This is a genomic window from Vibrio sp. 1874, assembly GCF_033344395.1.
GTDB lineage: Bacteria > Pseudomonadota > Gammaproteobacteria > Enterobacterales > Vibrionaceae > Vibrio > Vibrio alginolyticus.
The window spans coordinates 115,699-135,717 of record NZ_JAWPOR010000012.1; the positions used below are offsets into that span (position 1 = coordinate 115,699).

The 20,019-nt window shown below is 45.0% G+C and carries 17 protein-coding genes and 2 tRNA genes; 16 read left to right on the plus strand and 3 right to left on the minus strand.

The window, feature by feature from the left end; all coding sequences use genetic code 11:
- Positions 1–5 precede the first annotated feature (5 nt).
- The 14 genes from glmM to R8N46_RS18810 all read left to right on the plus strand — a co-directional run bounded on the left by glmM (position 6) and on the right by R8N46_RS18810 (position 14,459).
- Complete coding sequence (gene glmM, locus R8N46_RS18745; protein ID WP_005388992.1) at positions 6–1,346, plus strand: phosphoglucosamine mutase; 1,341 nt, start codon at positions 6–8, stop codon at positions 1,344–1,346.
- A gap of 220 nt (positions 1,347–1,566) precedes the next feature.
- The gene (gene secG / locus R8N46_RS18750) at positions 1,567–1,905 is read left to right on the plus strand and encodes a preprotein translocase subunit SecG (RefSeq protein WP_005380080.1); all 339 of its coding nucleotides are present in this window, start codon (positions 1,567–1,569) and stop codon (positions 1,903–1,905) included.
- Positions 1,906–1,921: 16 nt separating this feature from the next.
- Positions 1,922–2,005, plus strand: a tRNA-Leu gene (locus R8N46_RS18755).
- 56 nt (positions 2,006–2,061) lie between these two features.
- A tRNA-Met gene (locus R8N46_RS18760) sits at positions 2,062–2,138 on the plus strand.
- 225 nt (positions 2,139–2,363) lie between these two features.
- Positions 2,364–2,819, plus strand: coding sequence for a ribosome maturation factor RimP (rimP, locus tag R8N46_RS18765; RefSeq protein WP_005386424.1), 456 nt, complete (start codon positions 2,364–2,366; stop codon positions 2,817–2,819).
- A 36-nt stretch (positions 2,820–2,855) separates the two neighbouring features.
- The gene (gene nusA, locus R8N46_RS18770; protein WP_005380084.1) at positions 2,856–4,343 is read left to right on the plus strand and encodes a transcription termination factor NusA; all 1,488 of its coding nucleotides are present in this window, start codon (positions 2,856–2,858) and stop codon (positions 4,341–4,343) included.
- Between the two features lie 22 nt (positions 4,344–4,365).
- On the plus strand, positions 4,366–7,077 hold the full coding sequence (gene infB / locus R8N46_RS18775) for a translation initiation factor IF-2 (RefSeq protein WP_005380086.1): 2,712 nt from the start codon (positions 4,366–4,368) through the stop codon (positions 7,075–7,077).
- Between the two features lie 114 nt (positions 7,078–7,191).
- On the plus strand, positions 7,192–7,587 hold the full coding sequence (gene rbfA / locus R8N46_RS18780; RefSeq protein WP_005380087.1) for a 30S ribosome-binding factor RbfA: 396 nt from the start codon (positions 7,192–7,194) through the stop codon (positions 7,585–7,587).
- On the plus strand, positions 7,587–8,540 hold the full coding sequence (gene truB, locus R8N46_RS18785) for a tRNA pseudouridine(55) synthase TruB (protein ID WP_213972461.1): 954 nt from the start codon (positions 7,587–7,589) through the stop codon (positions 8,538–8,540). The genes rbfA and truB overlap by 1 nt, the downstream gene beginning before the upstream one ends.
- A 141-nt stretch (positions 8,541–8,681) precedes the next feature.
- Positions 8,682–8,951, plus strand: a complete 270-nt coding sequence (gene rpsO / locus R8N46_RS18790; RefSeq protein WP_005380094.1) for a 30S ribosomal protein S15 — start codon at positions 8,682–8,684, stop codon at positions 8,949–8,951.
- Positions 8,952–9,243: 292 nt separating this feature from the next.
- Positions 9,244–11,379 (plus strand): polyribonucleotide nucleotidyltransferase, encoded by a 2,136-nt coding sequence (gene pnp / locus R8N46_RS18795; protein ID WP_005380098.1) that lies wholly within the window; start codon positions 9,244–9,246, stop codon positions 11,377–11,379.
- Between the two features lie 178 nt (positions 11,380–11,557).
- Positions 11,558–12,478 carry a lipoprotein NlpI gene (nlpI, locus tag R8N46_RS18800; RefSeq protein WP_005380101.1) on the plus strand — a complete coding sequence of 307 codons (921 nt, stop codon included), beginning with the start codon at positions 11,558–11,560 and terminating at the stop codon, positions 12,476–12,478.
- 98 nt (positions 12,479–12,576) lie between these two features.
- Positions 12,577–12,993: a MarR family winged helix-turn-helix transcriptional regulator gene (locus R8N46_RS18805; RefSeq protein WP_318098470.1), complete on the plus strand. Its 417-nt coding sequence runs from the start codon at positions 12,577–12,579 to the stop codon at positions 12,991–12,993.
- Between the two features lie 119 nt (positions 12,994–13,112).
- On the plus strand, positions 13,113–14,459 hold the full coding sequence (locus R8N46_RS18810) for an MATE family efflux transporter (RefSeq protein WP_115386272.1): 1,347 nt from the start codon (positions 13,113–13,115) through the stop codon (positions 14,457–14,459).
- Positions 14,460–14,510: 51 nt separating this feature from the next.
- On the opposite strand, the gene R8N46_RS18815 is transcribed toward R8N46_RS18810, so the two are convergent.
- From R8N46_RS18815 to R8N46_RS18825, 3 genes are all read right to left on the minus strand, one after another.
- Positions 14,511–15,389, minus strand: coding sequence for a U32 family peptidase (locus tag R8N46_RS18815; protein WP_167415711.1), 879 nt, complete (start codon positions 15,387–15,389; stop codon positions 14,511–14,513).
- Between the two features lie 20 nt (positions 15,390–15,409).
- Positions 15,410–16,423, minus strand: a complete 1,014-nt coding sequence (ubiU, locus tag R8N46_RS18820; protein ID WP_005380110.1) for a ubiquinone anaerobic biosynthesis protein UbiU — start codon at positions 16,421–16,423, stop codon at positions 15,410–15,412.
- Between the two features lie 133 nt (positions 16,424–16,556).
- Positions 16,557–18,596 (minus strand): bifunctional diguanylate cyclase/phosphodiesterase, encoded by a 2,040-nt coding sequence (locus R8N46_RS18825; protein WP_005380112.1) that lies wholly within the window; start codon positions 18,594–18,596, stop codon positions 16,557–16,559.
- Positions 18,597–18,959: 363 nt separating this feature from the next.
- On the opposite strand from R8N46_RS18825, the gene ubiT reads away from it, so the two are divergent.
- A complete protein-coding gene (gene ubiT / locus R8N46_RS18830) occupies positions 18,960–19,487 on the plus strand; it encodes a ubiquinone anaerobic biosynthesis accessory factor UbiT (protein WP_005394645.1) in 528 nt (175 codons plus the stop codon).
- A complete protein-coding gene (locus R8N46_RS18835) occupies positions 19,471–19,974 on the plus strand; it encodes a GNAT family N-acetyltransferase (RefSeq protein ID WP_115386271.1) in 504 nt (167 codons plus the stop codon). Before ubiT ends, R8N46_RS18835 begins: the two co-directional genes overlap by 17 nt.
- Positions 19,975–20,019: the final 45 nt, after the last annotated feature.

Below are 20,019 nucleotides of genomic sequence, written 5' to 3' on the forward strand. Positions count from 1 at the left end.
AGTTTATGTCGAATGAAAGACGTTACTTTGGTACTGACGGTGTGCGCGGTAAAGTAGGACAATACCCAATCACTCCAGACTTCGTACTTAAGCTTGGCTGGGCTGCTGGTCGTGTACTAGCGAAACAAGGCACAAAGAAAGTTATCATAGGTAAAGATACACGTATTTCAGGTTATATGCTTGAATCTGCACTAGAGGCTGGCCTTGCAGCTGCGGGACTTAAAGCAACATTTACTGGTCCCATGCCAACTCCAGCTGTGGCATATTTAACTCAGACTTTCCGTGCCGAGGCTGGTATTGTGATTTCTGCATCACATAACCCATATTACGACAACGGCATTAAATTCTTTTCTTCTGAGGGTACTAAGCTACCTGACGATATCGAATTGGCGATCGAAGCTGAGTTAGATAAAGAAATTGAATGTGTGGAGTCTGCTGAGCTTGGTAAAGCAACCCGCCTAAATGATGCAGCTGGTCGTTACATCGAATTCTGTAAGAGTACTTTCCCATCTGAGTTGAGCCTTGCGAACTTTAAGATCGTAGTAGACTGTGCGCACGGTGCAACGTACCACATCGCTCCAAATGTTTTCAAAGAACTTGGGGCAGAAGTTATCGCTATGGGCGTAGAGCCTAACGGCATCAACATTAATGAAAAAGTGGGCGCAACAGACGTACGAGCACTTCAACAGCGTGTTGTTGAAGAGCAAGCGCACCTTGGTCTCGCATTTGATGGTGATGGTGACCGCATCATTATGGTCGATCACCTAGGTAACAAAGTTGATGGTGACCAAATTGCTTATATCATCGCTCGTGATGCTCTTCGTCGTGGTGAGCTAAAGGGTGGTGTTGTTGGTACACTAATGACTAACTTGGGTATGGAAAATGGTTTAAAGCAGCTAGGCATTCCGTTTGTACGTGCCGCTGTTGGTGACCGTTATGTCATGGAGCAACTGCTAGAAAAAGGTTGGAAAATTGGTGCTGAAAACTCAGGCCATGTGATCTTATTAGATAAAGTCACAACCGGCGATGCGATTGTTGCTGCACTTCAAGTACTTGCTTCTGTAATTGGCAGCGATATGTCTTTATATGAACTATCGCAAGGAATGACACTATATCCTCAGGTTTTAGAAAATGTCCGTTTCTCAGGAGAAAGTAACCCTCTTGAAGCTACAGCTGTATTAAACGCTGTCGCTGAAGTAGAGGCGACACTTGGTGATAAAGGGCGTGTACTGCTGCGTAAGTCTGGCACTGAGCCTTTGATCCGCGTTATGGTGGAAGGCGAAGATGGTGAACTAGTTCAACACTCAGCATTGAAAATCGCTGAGGCTGTTAAAGCAAGTTGTTAATCATTGCGTTAAAGCATGTCTTGAATGAAAAGGGCATCTTTTGCCCTTTTTTTGAGCGCTTAACGCATTGGCATTGATTTTTTACTAATTTTCCCTTGTCAGCGTTACTGGCTTTCGCTAGTATTGCTCCGCCTCCCGTTAGGAGGTCGCTAGCCTTGTTCATAATGATTTATTCTTTTGAACGGCGCTGGCTCAACAATTTGGAACATAGGTGGAAAAAATGTTTTCAGTTCTACTTGTGATTTACCTGTTGGCAGCGCTTGGTGTGATTGGCCTTGTGTTGATTCAACAAGGTAAAGGCGCAGATATGGGAGCCTCGTTCGGTGCTGGTGCTTCAAACACAGTGTTTGGTGCTGGCGGCTCAGGTAATTTCTTAACCCGAACAACTGCTATTTTAGCAACCGTATTCTTTATCGTTAGCTTGTTACTTGGTCGTATGTCTACGCACCAGACTGAATCACAATGGGTAGACCCAACGTTAGGTCAACCAGTTGTTGAACAAGTTAAGGATGCAGCGAGTGAAGTTCCTGCCCCAGCGGGTGATGAAATTCCTCAATAAGCTGTAAGGTTTTGATGCCGAGATGGTGAAATTGGTAGACACGCTAGCATGAGGTGCTAGTGCCTTAGGTGTGAGGGTTCGAGTCCCTCTCTCGGCACCATGTATTTACAAACTTGTAAATCACTTGTTTGCGAGTATAATGCTCAGCAAGTCGGACGCGGGGTGGAGCAGCTTGGTAGCTCGTCGGGCTCATAACCCGAAGGTCGTCGGTTCAAATCCGGCCCCCGCAACCAATCTCTTTCTTTAAAAGGAAATCGTAGATTGGCAAGTTTGCGTAGTGCTAACCACACTACGAGTTAAGAAAAGCAATTGTTGGCTATTCTTAACGTATCAGGGTCCAGCAGCATAAAACCCCGACTATCGGGGTTTTTTGTTATCTGAGCTTTTTGAAATAGCTCAGATACTGCTTGGTTTTTTGATTGGGCTCTGAGCCCTTTTTTTGTTTCTGGAGTGGTTAAATGACTGGTTTAGAAAGACAACTTACTGAAATGCTTGACGCGCCAGTAGCGGCATCAGGTTATGAGTTAGTTGGATTAGAATTCATTCGTGCAGGCGCGCACTCAACGTTACGTATCTACATTGACCATGAAAATGGTATTAACGTAGACGACTGTGCAGAAGTTAGCCACCAAGTTAGTGCAGTTTTAGACGTTGAAGATCCAATTTCTGTTGCTTACAGCCTAGAAGTGTCTTCTCCAGGTTTAGAAAGACCACTTTTTAAAGCAGCACATTACGAGCAATTTATTGGTCACGAGGTCAGCATCGTATTGAAAATGGCTGTAGCAAACCGTCGTAAGTGGAAAGGTATTATCCACGGTGTTGATGGCGAAACAGTGACAATTACTGTAGACGGTCAGCAAGAAGAGTTTGCTCTAAGTAACATTTCCAAAGCTAACCTGATCCCTAAATTTTAGTTCCCTAAAAAAGTTTAAGCTTAGAGGCTAAATACAATGAGTAAAGAAATTTTAGCGGTAGCAGAAGCGGTATCGAACGAAAAAGCGGTACCTCGTGAGCGTATCTTTGAGGCTCTTGAGATTGCTCTAGCAACTTCTACAAAGAAAAAATACGAAATCGAAATCGACGTACGTGTTGCCATTGACCGTAAAACCGGTGAGTTTGTAACTTACCGCCGTTGGTTAGTTGTTGATGACGTTGAGAACCCTACAAAAGAGATCTCACTAGAAGCAGCGCAATACGAAGATGACTCAATCGAGCTTGGCGACTACGTAGAAGACGAAATCGAATCAGTAACGTTTGACCGTATTACGACTCAAACTGCTAAGCAAGTTATCGTACAAAAAGTTCGTGAAGCTGAGCGCGCACAAATCGTTGAACAGTTCATCGACAATGAAGGTGATCTAATCACTGGTGTCGTGAAAAAAGTAAACCGTGACACAATCGTGCTTGATCTTGGTAATAACGCTGAAGCGGTAATCCTGCGTGATGACCAACTTCCTCGTGAAAACTTCCGTCCAGGCGACCGTGTACGTGGCCTTCTTTACAAAGTCGCGCCTGAAGCACGTGGTTTCCAATTGTTCATCACTCGTTCTAAGCCAGAAATGTTGGCAGAACTGTTCCGTGTTGAAGTGCCTGAAATCGCAGAAGATATTATCGAGTTGAAAGGCGCGGCACGTGATCCTGGTTCTCGCGCTAAGATCGCTGTCAAAACAAATGACAAACGTATCGACCCTGTAGGTGCGTGTGTTGGTATGCGTGGTGCACGTGTACAAGCTGTTTCTGGCGAACTTGGTGGGGAGCGTATCGATATTGTGCTTTGGGATGATAACCCAGCTCAATTCGTTATCAACGCAATGGCGCCAGCTGATGTTGCTTCTATCATCGTTGATGAGGATGCACACTCAATGGACATCGCAGTTGAAGCTGACAACCTAGCGCAAGCTATCGGTCGTAACGGTCAAAACGTGCGTCTAGCATCTCAACTAACAGGTTGGGAACTGAATGTTATGACAGTTGCTGATCTTCAGAAGAAACACGCTGAAGAATCACAAGCATCTATTGAAAACTTCATGAAGTACCTAGATATTGAAGAAGACTTCGCTCAACTTCTTGTTGAAGAAGGTTTCTCAACGCTAGAAGAAATCGCATACGTGCCAGTTAACGAGCTACTAGAAATCGATGGTTTGAATGAAGAACTAATCGAAGAGCTTCGTGGACGTGCAAAAGATGCACTAACGACGATCGCACTAGCACAAGAAGAGTCTTTTGAAGGTCTAGAACCAGCTGAGGACCTACTTGCACTTGAAGGTCTTGAGCGTGAGATGGCATTTAAATTGGCAGCGAAAGGTGTAGCGACACTGGAAGATCTTGCTGACCAAGGTATTGACGATTTAGAAGGTATCGAAGGCCTGACCGAAGAACGTGCAGGTGAGCTAATTATGGCCGCACGTAACATCTGTTGGTTCGGCGAAGAAGCATAATTTTCGGCAAGGAGGAAGCGGCATGACACAATTAACAGTTAAAGCACTGAGTGATGAGATTGGTACGCCAGTCGACCGCTTGATTGAACAACTTGCTGACGCTGGCATTAAAAAGGCGAGCTCTGACAATGTTACTGATGAAGAGAAGCAGAAGCTTCTCTCTCATTTAAAGAAAGAACACGGTGATAAATCAGGTGATTCAGAGCCGACTCGCCTTACGCTTCAGCGTAAAACTCGTAGTACACTTAGTGTGAACGCGGGTGGTGGTAAGAGTAAGAATGTTCAGGTTGAGGTGCGCAAAAAACGTACATACGTGAAGCGCAGCACAATTGAAGATGAAGCGAAACGTGAAGCTGAAGAAGCAGCACAACGTGAAGCAGAAGAAGCAGCAAAACGTGCAGCAGAAGAAGCTGCAAAACGTGAAGCTGAAGAAGCTGCGAAACGTGAAGCTGAAGAAGCTGCAAAACGTGAAGCGGAAGAAAAAGCGAAACGTGAAGCTGAAGAAAAAGCGAAGCGAGACGTAGATACGAATGCACAACGTAATGCTGAAGAAAAAGCAAAGCGTGATGCTGAAGAGAAAATTAAGCAAGAAGCAGCGCGAAAAGAGGCCGACGAGCTTAAACGTCGTCAGGAAGAAGAAGCTAAGCGTAAGGCTGAAGAGGAAAGTCAGCGCAAGCTTGAAGAAGCTCGCGAATTGGCTGAAAAGAATAAAGAGCGTTGGTCTGCTGCAGAAGAGAAAAAGGGTGATATGGAAGATACAGATTACCATGTAACGACTTCACAATACGCACGTGAAGCCGAAGATGAAGCAGATCGCAAAGTAGAAGGCGGTCGTCGTAAGAAGAAAAAAGCAGCTTCGGGTAAAGACGACCAAGCTCGCGGTGGCCGTAACAACCAACGTGGCGGTAGAGGTCGTAAGGGCAAACTTGCTAAGCCGACTTCAATGCAGCACGGGTTTGATAAGTCAGCAACGGTTGCTAAGCAAGACGTTGTAATTGGCGAAACGATCGTTCTATCAGAACTTGCTAACAAGATGTCGGTTAAAGCGACAGAAGTTATCAAAGTAATGATGAAGATGGGCGCTATGGCGACTATCAACCAAGTGATAGACCAAGAAACAGCACAACTTGTTGCTGAAGAAATGGGCCATAAAGTAGTTCTTCGTAAAGAGAACGAACTGGAAGAAGCGGTACTATCTGACCGTGACACTAACGCGGAAGCAGTTCCACGTGCTCCAGTTGTTACTATCATGGGTCACGTTGACCACGGTAAAACGTCAACACTTGACTACATCCGTCGCACACACGTTGCTTCTGGCGAAGCGGGTGGTATTACTCAGCACATTGGTGCGTACCACGTTGAAACAGACAACGGCATGATCACGTTCCTTGATACTCCTGGACACGCAGCGTTTACTGCAATGCGTGCTCGTGGTGCTCAAGCGACAGATATCGTTGTTCTTGTAGTTGCAGCAGACGATGGCGTAATGCCACAAACAGTAGAAGCGATTCAGCACGCGAAAGCGGCAGGCGTTCCTCTAATTGTTGCTGTGAACAAGATCGATAAAGAAGACGCGAACCCAGATAACGTTAAGAACGAGCTTGCTCAATACGACGTTATTCCTGAAGAGTGGGGCGGTGAGAACATGTTCGTTCACATCTCTGCTAAACAGGGTACAAACATCGATGGTCTTCTAGAAGCAATCCTTCTTCAGTCTGAAGTTCTTGAACTTACAGCTGTAGCTGAAGGCATGGCATCTGGTGTTGTTGTTGAATCTCGCCTAGATAAAGGTCGTGGTCCAGTTGCAACAGTACTTGTTCAATCAGGTACACTAAACAAAGGCGACATCGTTCTTTGTGGTCAAGAATACGGCCGTGTTCGTGCAATGCGTGATGAGCTAGGTAAAGAAATTACTTCGGCTGGCCCATCTATCCCTGTAGAGATCCTAGGTCTTTCAGGTGTACCATCTTCAGGTGATGAAGCAACAGTAGTTCGTGACGAGCGTAAAGCGCGTGAAGTAGCTAACTACCGTGCTGGTAAGTTCCGTGAAGTGAAACTTGCTCGTCAGCAGAAATCTAAACTAGAGAACATGTTCTCTAACATGACTGCTGGTGAAGTTGCTGAACTTAACGTTGTACTTAAAGCAGACGTTCAAGGTTCTGTAGAAGCAATCGCAGACTCACTAGTTAAGCTATCTACTGACGAAGTTAAAGTGAACATCGTTGGTTCTGGTGTTGGTGGTATTACGGAAACTGACGTAGTACTAGCGGAAGCTTCAAACGCAATCATCCTTGGCTTTAACGTTCGTGCAGATGCTTCTGCTCGTCGTGCTGTTGAAGCCGCAGCTGTTGACTTACGTTACTACTCAATCATTTACCAATTGATTGACGAAGTGAAACAAGCAATGGGCGGTATGCTTGCTCCAGAATTCAAGCAAGAGATCATTGGTCTTGCTGAAGTTCGTGACGTGTTTAAGTCACCGAAACTGGGCGCTATCGCTGGTTGTATGGTTACAGAAGGTGTGATCAAGCGTAACAACCCAATCCGTGTACTACGTGATAACGTTGTTATTTACGAAGGTGAACTAGAGTCACTGCGTCGTTTCAAAGATGACGTTCAAGAAGTTAAGAATGGCTACGAATGTGGTATCGGCGTTAAGAACTACAATGATGTTCGCGTTGGTGACCAAATCGAAGTCTTCGAAATCGTTGAAATTAAACGTACTCTAGACTAATTGACTAAAATTACTAATATTGTCTTTGAAAGATAAGTAGTAATTGGTTGTTGAATACACCATGGGGGGCTGGCTTTGACCAACCCCCCATTCTTTCTATATAAGAGTAAAGATATGTCAAAAGAATTTAGCCGCACGCAGCGCGTTGCACAGCAGCTGCAAAAAGAACTAGCGATGATCCTTCAACGTGAAGTTCGTGACTCTCGCCTTGGCATGGTGACGATCTCAGACGTAGAAGTCTCTCGTGACCTAGCTTACGCAAAAGTATTTGTGACCTTCCTATGTGTGGGTGAGCAAACACCTGAATCATGTCTAGCAGCGCTACGTGAGCACGAAGTGCACATTCGCATGATGTTAGGTAAGCGTATTCGTCTACGTTTAACGCCAGAAATCCGCTTCCACTATGACAATACGCTTGTTGAAGGTATGCGTATGTCTAACCTAGTGTCTGAAGTCGTTAGTTCAGACAAACAAAAGCAAAAAGATTCTGGTCGTGAGGACGAAGAATAATGGCTCGTCGTCGTAAAGGTCGTCCAATTAATGGCGTTATACTGTTGGACAAACCAACAGGTATCTCTTCCAATGATGCACTGCAAAAAGTAAAGCGAATCTACTTTGCTGAGAAAGCAGGCCACACTGGAGCCTTGGACCCATTAGCGACAGGCATGCTGCCAATTTGCTTGGGTGAAGCGACAAAATTTTCTCAGTTTCTTCTTGATTCTGATAAACGCTACCGTGTGATCGCAAAGCTGGGTGAACGTACCAATACGTCTGACTCGGATGGTGAAGTTGTAGAGAATCGTCCAGTCGATGTTACGTTAGACAAGCTAGAGGCGTGCATCGATCAGTTCCGTGGTGAATCTGATCAAGTGCCTTCCATGTTCTCTGCGTTGAAGTATCAAGGTAAACCCTTGTATGAATACGCTCGTAAAGGCATCGAAGTTCCGCGTGAATCTCGTAAGATCACGGTATATGAGATTGTTCTTCACCGTTTTGAAGGCGATGAAGTAGAGATGGAAGTGCACTGCTCTAAAGGTACCTATATTCGTACTATCGTTGATGATCTGGGCGAAATGTTAGGTTGTGGTGCGCACGTAACTATGCTTCGTCGTACTGGTGTTGCTAAATACCCTTACGAGAATATGGTAACACTCGAGCAACTAAATGAGTTGCTAGAGCAAGCTCACCGCGAGGAACGAGCGCCTCGAGAACTACTGGACCCACTGCTTTTGCCAATGGATACAGCGGTAGAAGACTTACCAGAAGTCAACTTGGTGCCTGAACTGGCGAATATGGTCCAACATGGGCAGCCCGTTCAAGTATTTGGTGCTCCGACTGAGGGCTCACTTCGCCTTACTATGGGTGAAGAACGCTTGTTTATTGGCGTTGGCGAAATGAACGAAGATGGCAAAATCGCTCCTAAGCGATTGGTCGTGTTCCGAGATGACGTTACATCCAAGTAAATGATTGAAAATACCGACCTGAGTGTCGGTATTTTTATATTGCACGAGATAGGAAATTTCCCTATAATCCGCGCTTCGCGTAGCGGCTGAATCAGAGATTGGCTGCTACAACTTTAAACCTACTCTTATTAGGAGAGAATTATGTCTCTGAATGCAGAAACTAAAGCAGCAATCGTTGCAGAATACGCACAAGGCGAAGGCGACACTGGTTCACCAGAAGTTCAAGTAGCTCTACTTACAGCTTCTATCAACCACCTACAAGGTCACTTCAAAGCGCACAAAGGCGATCACCACAGCCGTCGTGGTCTTCTACGCATGGTTTCTCGTCGTCGTAAGCTTCTAGATTACCTAAAAGGTAAAAACCTAGCTCGCTACCAAGACCTAATCAAACGTCTAGGCCTACGTCGCTAATCAGCGACTGCATAGCAGTTTGTCTAAAAAGGGGCTTTATGCCCCTTTTTTGTTGCCTAAATTTAGCCAAATTAGACTTATGCCGTTATAATACTGGCGGCTAAACCTTGTAAGAGGTTTTCTCAAAAGCTCATAGCATTACAGTCAACCACGTCGACCAAAAGGTCGCGACTATTCAAAAGGAATTTCCGAGTTTCTTTTTACTAGTCGCGATTCGTAATGCCTTGAGTGTCAATTAACACATCTAAGATTTCTTTAAGCACTAAAGGAAGATTAGAAACAAGGAATAACAATGTTCGAAAAACCAGTTGTTAAAACGTTCCAGTACGGTAACCACACAGTTACTTTAGAAACTGGCGTTATTGCACGTCAAGCTACAGCAGCAGTTATGGTCACAATGGATGATACGTCTGTATTCGTATCTGTTGTAGGTAAAAAAGAAGCCGTTGCAGGTCAAGACTTCTTCCCACTAACGGTTAACTACCAAGAGCGTACTTACGCTGCGGGTAAAATCCCAGGCGGCTTCTTCAAACGTGAAGGTCGTCCTTCTGAAGGCGAAACGCTAACAGCTCGTCTAATCGACCGTCCAATCCGTCCGCTATTCCCAGACGCGTTTAAAAACGAAGTTCAGGTTATCGCGACAGTAATGTCTGTAAACCCAGATGTTCAGCCAGATATCGTTACAATGATCGGTACTTCTGCTGCTCTTGCTATCTCTGGCATTCCATTCAACGGCCCTATCGGTGCGGCGCGTGTTGGTCATATCGATGGTCAGCTTGTACTTAACCCTAGCCAAACTGAACTAGAAACTTCTAAGCTTGACCTTGTTGTTGCAGGTACAGAGTCAGCAGTACTGATGGTTGAGTCAGAAGCGGACAACCTAACTGAAGAAGAAATGCTAGCGGCGGTTGTTTATGGTCATGACCAACAACAAGTTGCTATTCAAGCTATCAACGAATTCAAAGCAGAAGTTGCAACTCCTGCTTGGGATTGGGTTGCTCCTGAAGAGAACACAGCGCTTAAAAATAAGATTGCTGATCTAGCAGAAGCTAAACTTGTTGAAGCTTACCAAATTACTGAGAAAATGGCTCGTTACGACCGCATCCATGAGATCGCTGCGGAAGTAAATGAAGTTCTTCTTGCTGAAGATCCTGAAGCAGATACAAAAGAAATCCACACTATCTTCCATGATCTAGAGAAGACAGTAGTACGTAGCCGTATTATTGCAGGTAACCCTCGTATCGATGGCCGTGAAAAAGACATGGTTCGTGCACTAGATGTACGTACTGGTGTTCTTCCTCGTACTCACGGTAGCGCGCTATTCACTCGAGGTGAAACTCAGGCGATCGTTACTGCAACGCTAGGTACTCAGCGTGATGCTCAAATCATCGATGAGCTAACTGGTGAGCGTAAAGATCACTTCCTACTGCACTACAACTTCCCTCCATACTGTGTAGGTGAAACTGGTTTTGTAGGTTCTCCTAAGCGTCGTGAAATCGGCCACGGTAAACTGGCAAAGCGTGGTATTGCTGCAGTAATGCCTTCTGTTGATGAGTTCCCATACACAGTACGTGTTGTATCGGAAATCACTGAATCTAACGGTTCATCTTCAATGGCTTCAGTATGTGGTACTTCTCTTGCGCTTATGGACGCAGGTGTACCAATCAAAGCATCTGTTGCTGGTATCGCAATGGGTCTTGTTAAAGAAGGTGACGATTTCGTTGTACTTTCTGACATCCTTGGCGATGAAGACCATCTAGGTGACATGGACTTTAAAGTAGCAGGTACTAACACTGGTATCACTGCACTTCAAATGGACATCAAGATCGAAGGCATCACTAAAGAAATCATGCAAATTGCGCTTAACCAAGCTCAAGGCGCACGTAAGCACATCCTATCTGTAATGGATGAAGCTATCTCTGGTGCTCGTGAAGACATCTCTGAATTTGCTCCGCGTATTCACACGATGAAGATCAGCGCTGAGAAGATCAAAGACGTTATCGGTAAAGGTGGTGCAGTTATCCGTGCTCTAACTGAAGAGACTGGTACAACTATCGAAATCGAAGACGACGGTACTATCAAGATTGCGGCAACTGAAGGCACTGCTGCGAAAGAAGCTATCCGCCGTATCGAAGAGATCACTGCTGAAGTTGAAGTGGGCCGTATCTACACAGGTAAAGTTGCACGTCTAGCGGACTTCGGTGCATTCGTAACGGTTCTTCCAGGCAAAGATGGTCTTGTACACATTTCTCAAATCGCAGAAAAACGCGTAGAGAAAGTGTCTGACTACCTAGCTGAAGGTCAAGAAGTTCAAGTTAAAGTTCTTGAAATCGACCGCCAAGGCCGTGTACGTCTAAGCATGAAAGAAGCGGTAGAAAAGCCAGCTGAAGAAGCTGCTGCTGAAGCACCGGCTGCTAAAGACGAGTAAGACAAAATGAGACTTTCAGCCTTTTATTAGATTAAGGGCCTGAAAGCATGTTATAAAAGGGGAGCATTTTCGCTCCCCTTTTTTGGTTTGTTTCGATGTATTAACCTCAAACGAGGTTATCGCCTATATTGCATTAAGAGAAACAAATCTTGAGCGGTCCAAACAGGAGTATCAATTAGTGAAATGGTTTCAAACCGCAATTTTATGTGTTGCTATCGCGCTGACCGGTTGTGCAAATACTTCTCAACAATCAGCACAAAAGTGGTTATATCCACCGATGGCGGTGCCACTTCAGCCTAGTGTTCAACAAGAAGTACAAATCGCGCGTCTCTCGCAGTTGCTACAACGTCCCGACCTTAGTGATGAAGTGCGCGCTAAAATGCATTATGAGCGCGGTAGCTACTACGACAGCGTTGGTTTGCGTGATCTTGCCCGTTTGGACTTTAACCAGTCTTTGCAGTTGAATCCTGCTCAGCCGGACATCTTCAATCTTTTGGGAGTATACTTTACCCAAGTAGGAGAGTTTGATGCGGCATATGAAGCGTTTGACTCGACCATAGAGTTGGCTCCTGATAATACCTATGCTGAGCGCAACCGTGCGATTGCACTGTATTATGGTGGCCGAATCGATCTCGCTTTAGAAGATATGACCAAGCATTATCAAGAAATGCCAACGGATCCTTTTCGTTCATTATGGCTGTACATCATCGAAGCTGAGCAAAATCCAGAGCAAGCAAAAGCCAATCTTCAACAGCGTTATTTACGAGATCGTAGTGAAGAGTGGGGATGGGTTCTTGTTGCCATCATGCTACGAGACGTCTCGGACGAAGACGCGCTTAAAGCAATTATGGATGGAACGAGAGAGAACTATCGCCTAGCTGAACGATTGACGGAAACGTATTTCTACCTTGGAAAGCGTAATCAGCTTGAAGGTGATATCGCAAGTGCCATCTCACTTTATAAGCTCGCGATTTCGTTCAACGTTTACGATTATGTTGAGCATCGCTATTCTTTCTTGGAGCTGGCGCAAATTTACGATCAATTACAGCAAGATAGATTGGCCAAGTTAAAGGCTGCCAAGAAGCTGGAAATTGAATGATTTAGAGCCGCTCGATGAGAGCGGCTTTTTTTATGATTGAACTTGATGAGTGACTCATTTAAATTAGTTAGTCTTGCTAACTAAGTGGTGGTGGCTTTATGGCATTAGAAGAAAGCTTGATTGATTTAGAGCGTTTTTGCGCCAAAGCTTGGCGTGTCTATGCCAAAGAAGATCCATTATCACATCTAAGCTTTAATGAGTTCGATTATTTACGTGTGATTCAGGTTTACCCTGAGGGTGTGCGAATAACCGATCTTGCAGAAGAGCTGCAAGTGACTAAGCCTTCCGCGTCGACAATGGTTGTGCGTCTGGAAAAAAAGGGTTTGGTGAAACGCATCGCATGTAATGAGGATGCTCGTGCTAAGCGTGTGTTGCTTACAGAAGAAGTCGCAGAAAAAATGTCTTTGGAACAGGTGGTTTACAAAGATATCTCTGAACAAATGATGCAACAATTAAATCAGCAAGAAGCTGAACAGTTACAAGCTTTATTGAATAAAGCATTGAGTAATAACTAAAGCAAAGGCCTCAGCTGTATGGTTTAGTTTTTGTTGTTTCATCTTTCTTTTATTTAATTTAACCATTTAGTTAGTCTTGCTAATTAAATGGTTAGCTTTGCTAACTACTGGTGACAGTCATGCAAAACTCAATTTATAGACAGTTTTGGAAATATACGATTCCAACCGTCGCAGCAATGCTCGTAAACGGTTTGTATCAAATAGTTGATGGCATTTTTATTGGCCGTTATGTTGGCGCTGACGGATTAGCTGGGATCAATGTTGCGTGGCCTATTATCGGTTCGATCCTCGGTATAGGAATGATGATTGGGGTGGGGACTGGCGCGCTGACTTCGATCAAGCAAGGAGAGAACGATCATGAAGGCGCTAAGCGAATACTAACGACCGGATTGACGTTGTTAGCGGCATTGATGCCGGTCGTTGCTACAATATTGTTCTTGTTTTCGGATGAATTTATTCGCTGGCAAGGTGCGGAAGGGCGAGTGTTTGAACTTGCGCTGCAATATTTGCATATTCTGATAGTCGCGTGCGTATTCACGTTGGGTTCTATCGCAGTTCCGTTTTTATTACGCAATGACGACAGCCCGAACTTAGCAACGATTTTGATGGTCATCGGTGCCGTTATTAACATTGTATTAGACTACGTATTTATTGCTTGGTTGGAGTGGGAGTTAACCGGAGCCGCTATTGCCACTGCACTTGCACAATTAGTGGTCACTGTGCTCGGTATTGGTTACTTCTTTACTTCAAAAGCAACATTACGCCTTCGTATCCGCGACTTCAAAGTTCAGGTTGATGCTGCACCAAAGATTATCATGATAGGTACATCAAGTTTCTTTATGTACGCCTACGGCTCTGTGATGGTGGCACTGCACAACGCGTTATTTGCTCAATACGGAAGTGCAATGTTGATCGGAGCGTACGCCATTTTGGGGTACATCGTGACGGTTTACTATCTGATAGCCGAAGGAATTGCGAATGGTATGCAGCCTTTAGTGAGCTTCAACCACGGTGCACGTAATCAGGAGAACATCAGAAAGTTATTAAAGGTCGCGATGGGGACATCTGTGCTTGGTGGGGTGGCGTTCGTTGTTTTGATGAACCTTTTCCCGTACGAACTGGTTGCGGTGTTTAATAATGCTGACCAACAGTTGATTGATAGCACCGTGATCGGGATTCGTTTACACATGTTTGCGTTGTTCTTAGATGGTTTTTTAGTTGTGGCGGCCGCGTACTATCAATCAGTAAACAAAGGCAGCAAAGCTATGTTTGTAACACTAGGCAACATGCTGGTCCAGTTGCCATTCTTATTCATTATGCCGAAACTTTTCGGCGTGACAGGTATTTGGTTAGCTTTCCCATTGTCTAACATTGCATTGAGTTTGGTCGTGATCAGTATGTTGTGGCGAGATGTGAAAAAGCTGCTTAATGAGAGTTCTGTCGAACCAAGGGTGCAAGCCTGCTAACAAAAGCTAACAGATAAAAGCGAGGCTAGGCCTCGCTTTTATCTTTAAGGATTAAATGGTTTTTACTTCTAAGCCCGCTAGTTGATGCCAATAGCCATTGCATTGGCGGCTTTCGAGCTTTTCAGGATTATCGCCGTATTCGTTTGAGCGAAAACGCTCTAACTCTGAAAAAATGTCCATACCAAGAGGGCTTAACCGGACCACATCAACCAGCCCTTTCATACTTGGTAAGTCATTGATGAGGTTGTAGCAATACCCTGACTGTGTTTGAATGCCGTTAAGGTTAAAGACTTCTTGCCCTTCTTGGCTGCTGACCTGGATACCCGTAGGGTATTTGATACAGCAGGTTTCGCAATCGTCTTTCGCTCGGTTTTCAGCTCGGGCTGTGAAACAGCGAGCGGAATACGCTAAAGGCAAATAACCGTGGCTAAATACCTCAACTTCAAACTTGTTACGAATACCAAGCTCGTCACACTGAACTAAAGTATCGTTTAACCATTCGCGAGAGAGCTCGACAGGCATGCACCAACGCATCATACCTTGCTTCAAAAATAAGTTGAGCGTGTGTGCGTTATAAGTATTGATTGCAGGACCAACGACGAAAGGCACTTTATGCTCTGATGCCAATTGAACAGCAGATACGTCATTTGCTTCAATCGCGAAGTCACCGTTGTCGATGTACTTCTTCATTATGTTTACTTCACTCGGAGCTTCTAGTAGTGCCATTGTTGATAGCACCACTTGCTTGCCAGCTGCAGACAGCTCTTTTGCTATTTCAAGCCAATGCGAAGGCTTCATTTCTCGACGTTTTGAGCATACGGTTTCCCCAAGATAGATGATGTCCGCGGAGCTTGATTTCGCTTGTTCATAAAACGCTTCGATGTCTTGTTTTGGCCAGAAGTACAACAGCGGGCCAAGCGCGTATTTCATTGAATTATCCATCTTAACCTCTACTGCCATTTGCGGTGATAAGCACCAAGTGTGGTCTGCGTACCTTCAGACACGTTTGCCAATGCGGCATCCCAAGCCGCTTCGACTTGATAAGCTTCTGGGTTTGCTTGGTAACGGTCAATCGCGGCTCGCCATGTTCGAGTGACTTGTTCTACGTAAGCTGGGCTACGTTGGCGACCTTCAATTTTTACAGACGCCACATTTGCAGCAAATAGTTCTGGCAGCATAGAGAGGGTGTTCAAACTGGTTGGTTCTTCCAGTGCGTGGTAGCGTTTTTTCTCGCCTTCGATTTCTGCTTCGAAACGGCCTTTACACAAGGTAGGGTAGCCCGCATTTTCACCGGTGCTGTAGCGATCGATCAAAATGTCGTTAAGGCGGGATTCCAGACCATTTTCTGTTTCTTGCCAGCGAACGTACTTAGCTGGAGAGCATGCTCCCACAGTGTTTGGAGACTCGCCTGTCATGTATGACGATAGGTAGCAGCGACCTTCAGACATGATGCAAAGGCTACCAAAAGCAAAGACTTCTAACTCGACATCGCTAGTGATGTTGCGTGAGAGCTGTTTGACCTGATGAATCGATAAAACGCGGGGTAGCACTACCCGTTTTACGTTGAAGTTTTGTTTGTAAAAATCAATGGCTGCGACGTTGGTCGCTGATGCTTGCACTGAAAGGTGTAGTTCTAGATCGGGATATTTGCGAGCCGCGTACTCCAGCACTGCAATGTCTGCAACAATCAGCGCGTCTACACCCAGTGCCGCTGCATTGTCTACTGCGTTCGTCCAGCGCTCGAAGCCATTGGGATGAGCGAAGGTATTCAACGCGACATGAATTTTTTTATTGCGGTCATGAACGTATTGCACCGCTTTTTCTAACTTTTTGCCGTTAAAGTTGAGGCCAGCAAAGTGACGGGCGTTGGTATCATCTTTGAAACCAATGTAGACGGCATCGGCACCGCAATCAATCGCAGTTTTTAACGCAGGCAGGTTACCCGCGGGACACAAGAGTTCCATATGCTCACAATCATTGAGAATAAAAAGGTGTCCGCATTTTATGAAGAATTATGAATAGCGAAATTGACCTAAGTTAGGTTTAGCTCAATAAAGTCGATATTTACCCCTTGCGAGTAAGGGTATCGGGTCGGGGTTAGTTCTTGTGACGACGATTCTGTACAAACAGCTCTTCAATTTCATGTTTTGGCTGCGGGCGATAAAAATGGAATCCTTGAATCGCATTACATTGAAGGTTAGAGAGCAAAGTAGCTTGCTGGTGGGTTTCCACCCCCTCGGCAACGACAGTTAAGTCGAGCGACTTACCCAGATTAATGATGTTTTCAATCACAGTGACTTGTTTCGGTAGTGTGTCGATATCATTAATAAAAGCGCGGTCGATTTTTAGCTCGTCAATAGGGAAACGCGCTAAGTAGGAAAGAGAAGAGTAGCCGGTACCAAAGTCATCGATAGAGAGAGCGAAGCCAAGCTTTTTAATCGCATTCAACATTTGCAGTGTATGTTCGCTATCACTCATCACGGCACTTTCGGTTAGCTCGAAGGTAATGCAGCTTGGATCAAGCTCGGTAGTGCGAAGCAACTTTTCCATAAAGTCGATCAGCTGTGGGTTGCCAAATTGCTCGGGAGAGAGGTTAATGGCGACACGGCCTGGCAGTATGCCCTGTTGTTTCCAACGTTTTACCGTATTGAAAACATCACGCATCACGACACGTCCAAGGTGTTCGATTAACCCAGCGCGCTCGGCGACAGGAATGAATGAGCCAGGACTAATGTACCCTTCAACTGGATGCTTCCAACGAACGAGCGCTTCTGCGCCGTTGATACTGAAGTCTCGCGCGTTAACCTTAGGTTGATACCACACTTCCAAACCGTTCTGCTGCAATGCTTTTTGCAGTTCGATTTCAAGCCACAAACGCATACGCGCTTCTTTGTTCATTTGATCGTTAAATTTGATCAGACGATTTCTACCACGATCTTTGGCTTCATACATCGCAGTATCGGCATTTTGTAGTAGGATTCGCGCATCTTGTCCGTCTTCAGGGTATCGAACGCTACCAATTGAACAGGCAAGGCGTTTGCTGAAGTGGTGCAAGTCGAAAGGTTGGTTGATCAACGAGATAATGCGATCGGACAAAATTTCAGCCATGCGGGTATTTTCTGGCTCCGGCAGAATGACGCCAAACTCATCGCCACCCAAATGACCAATAATCGCTTGGTTTGGTAGTAACCGTTTAAGACGGGCCGACACCTCTTGAATCACTTTATCGCCAATATGGTGACCAAGTGAGTCATTAATGTTTTTGAAGTTATCGATATCCAAATAGAACACCAGAAGCGGTGTTTGCTTTTTGATCAGCTGTTCCAAACGTTTGGTGAAGCCAAAGCGGTTGTAGAGTTTGGTGAGCGAGTCAATGTGTATGTCTTCATTCGATGCAGAAGACAGGTTTTTGGGCGCATCATCAGCATCTTGGATTAGGATAATTTGAGATTCGCTACCTAATATCGCCGTGGAATCCGCGTGTAGCTGAACTTTCCGTTCAAAGCCGCATCTTGCGCTGGTTAAGCAGACAAAAGGTTTGTCAGAAATTAATGTACTCAATCGATGACTAAATACCTTTTTACTGTTTTCATCGATGAATAAACGACTTAGCTCTTCGCCCAACAATTCATGAGGAGAGTTAAGTCCGAGAAGGCGCGCTGATGCGGGGTTCGCAGAGATGACAATATCATCTTCGATAAGCAGTAAGCCGTCTGGTAGCAGTTGTGTTAACTTCGCAAACTTACTTTCGGACTCTTCTAAGGAGCGAACGAGTATCTGCTTTTCTGAAGTATCGACAGCGTGAAAAACAACAAAGCGAATGTCGTTACCTTCAAAAACTGGCGAAAGACTAAAGTGAAGACTGGTTTCAAGGTCGGTTTCATCGAGCGTGATTTCGGCTTCGACATGTGCCCCTTTGAACGCGCGCTGATAGTATGGTGCAAGCTTCTTATAAAACTGCTCACCCAGCACTTGGCAATCGTTTAAGCCGACGATTTCCTCATGACTTAAACCTGCGATATCGCAGTAACGGTCACTTACCATTCGATAATTGTGTTTTTTATCAAGAATGGCAAAGAAGAAAGGGCTATTTGAGGTTAGCGTGGCAAACCAATGTTTTAATTGCTGGGAAGGCATTAGGGTATTACCGATCTCCAATGAGCCAGATTATTCGTCCGTGTATAAAAAGCGACACCCTGATAAGCCTGCGGCGGTCTACCACCAAGCTAAAGTGTTACTTGCCATTAAAGGGCTCGCGGTTTTAGCTGTGCAGTCGACAATCACATGGATACGCTCAGATAACTATAACTTTGAAAATACGGTTGTAAAAGTGTTTATCCACCTGTTCGCATCAATAATACACGTAAGTTCAAAAAAAGAAGCGTTAGTGAGCAATAAACCACCAATCTAAAATAAGCACTTTATTGATACATAACAGTAATCTCATCGCCACGATTGCTTAATATAAGCAACCTAATGACAAAGTAACGGATAATGAACGTGTTAAACAAGATTCGCAGTCAACTAGTAAAGAACGCAGCTAATATTTTGCGTTCTCCAGTCCAGTTATTACCACAGCCAATTCAGCAAAAAGCGTTGCTGGAAGGGCTAAAAATGGTGTTTAAAGAAGCCTTGGAAGATGGTGACTTTGAGTTCCTTGAAGACAAGTGGTTAAAAGTTGCGATTAAAGACTTGAACTTAGCATGGTACATCAGCTATCAAGACGAAAAATTGGTGGTAGCTGAAAAACCAGTTCAGGAAGATGTGAGTTTTAGTGGTAATCTAAACGACCTAGTACTGATTGCTGGTCGTAAAGAAGACCCTGACACACTGTTCTTCCAACGTCGCCTTTCAATTGAAGGTGATACTGAGCTTGGCTTAGAAGTGAAAAACTTAATGGACAGTGTCGACTTAGAGCAGTTACCGAAAGCAATGCAAGTCGCTTTGAATCAATTGGCTGATTTTGTTCAGAAAGGAGTTCAAGCGCCTGCACAACCAACCGGAGTAGCGAATGCTTATTCGAACTGAAGCCCCAGCGGACATTCTTACCATTGACCGCTTATTGAAACACGCCTTCCCGACGGAAGCTGAAGCTGAGCTTGTGATGCGTTTGCGCGAAAACAGCAAATTCACGCTTTCCTTAGTCGCGTGTACAGATGAGGGAGAGGTGATAGGCCATGCTTTATTTAGCCCTGTGACCTTAAATGGTGAAGATTTGTCATGGCAAGGGCTAGCGCCATTAGCTGTTCATGAAGATTACCGTCGCCAAGGCATCGCTGCAGAGTTGATCAAAGAAGGTTTTGATTCACTGCGTGATTTTGGCTACCCAGTGTGTGTGGTGTTGGGCGATCCTGATTATTACGCGCGCCAGGGTTTTCAATCATGCGACGAGATGGGCTTTGAATGTGCTTGGGATGTCCCTAAAGGTGCATTTCGAGTCGCAGAGTTGGTCGAAGGTCAATGTGCTGGACGCTCCGGATGCATAGACTATGCGCCAGAGTTCTCTGAACTGTAAATGAAAGAAGCCCACGACTAAGTGGGCTTCTTTCTTATTCACTGA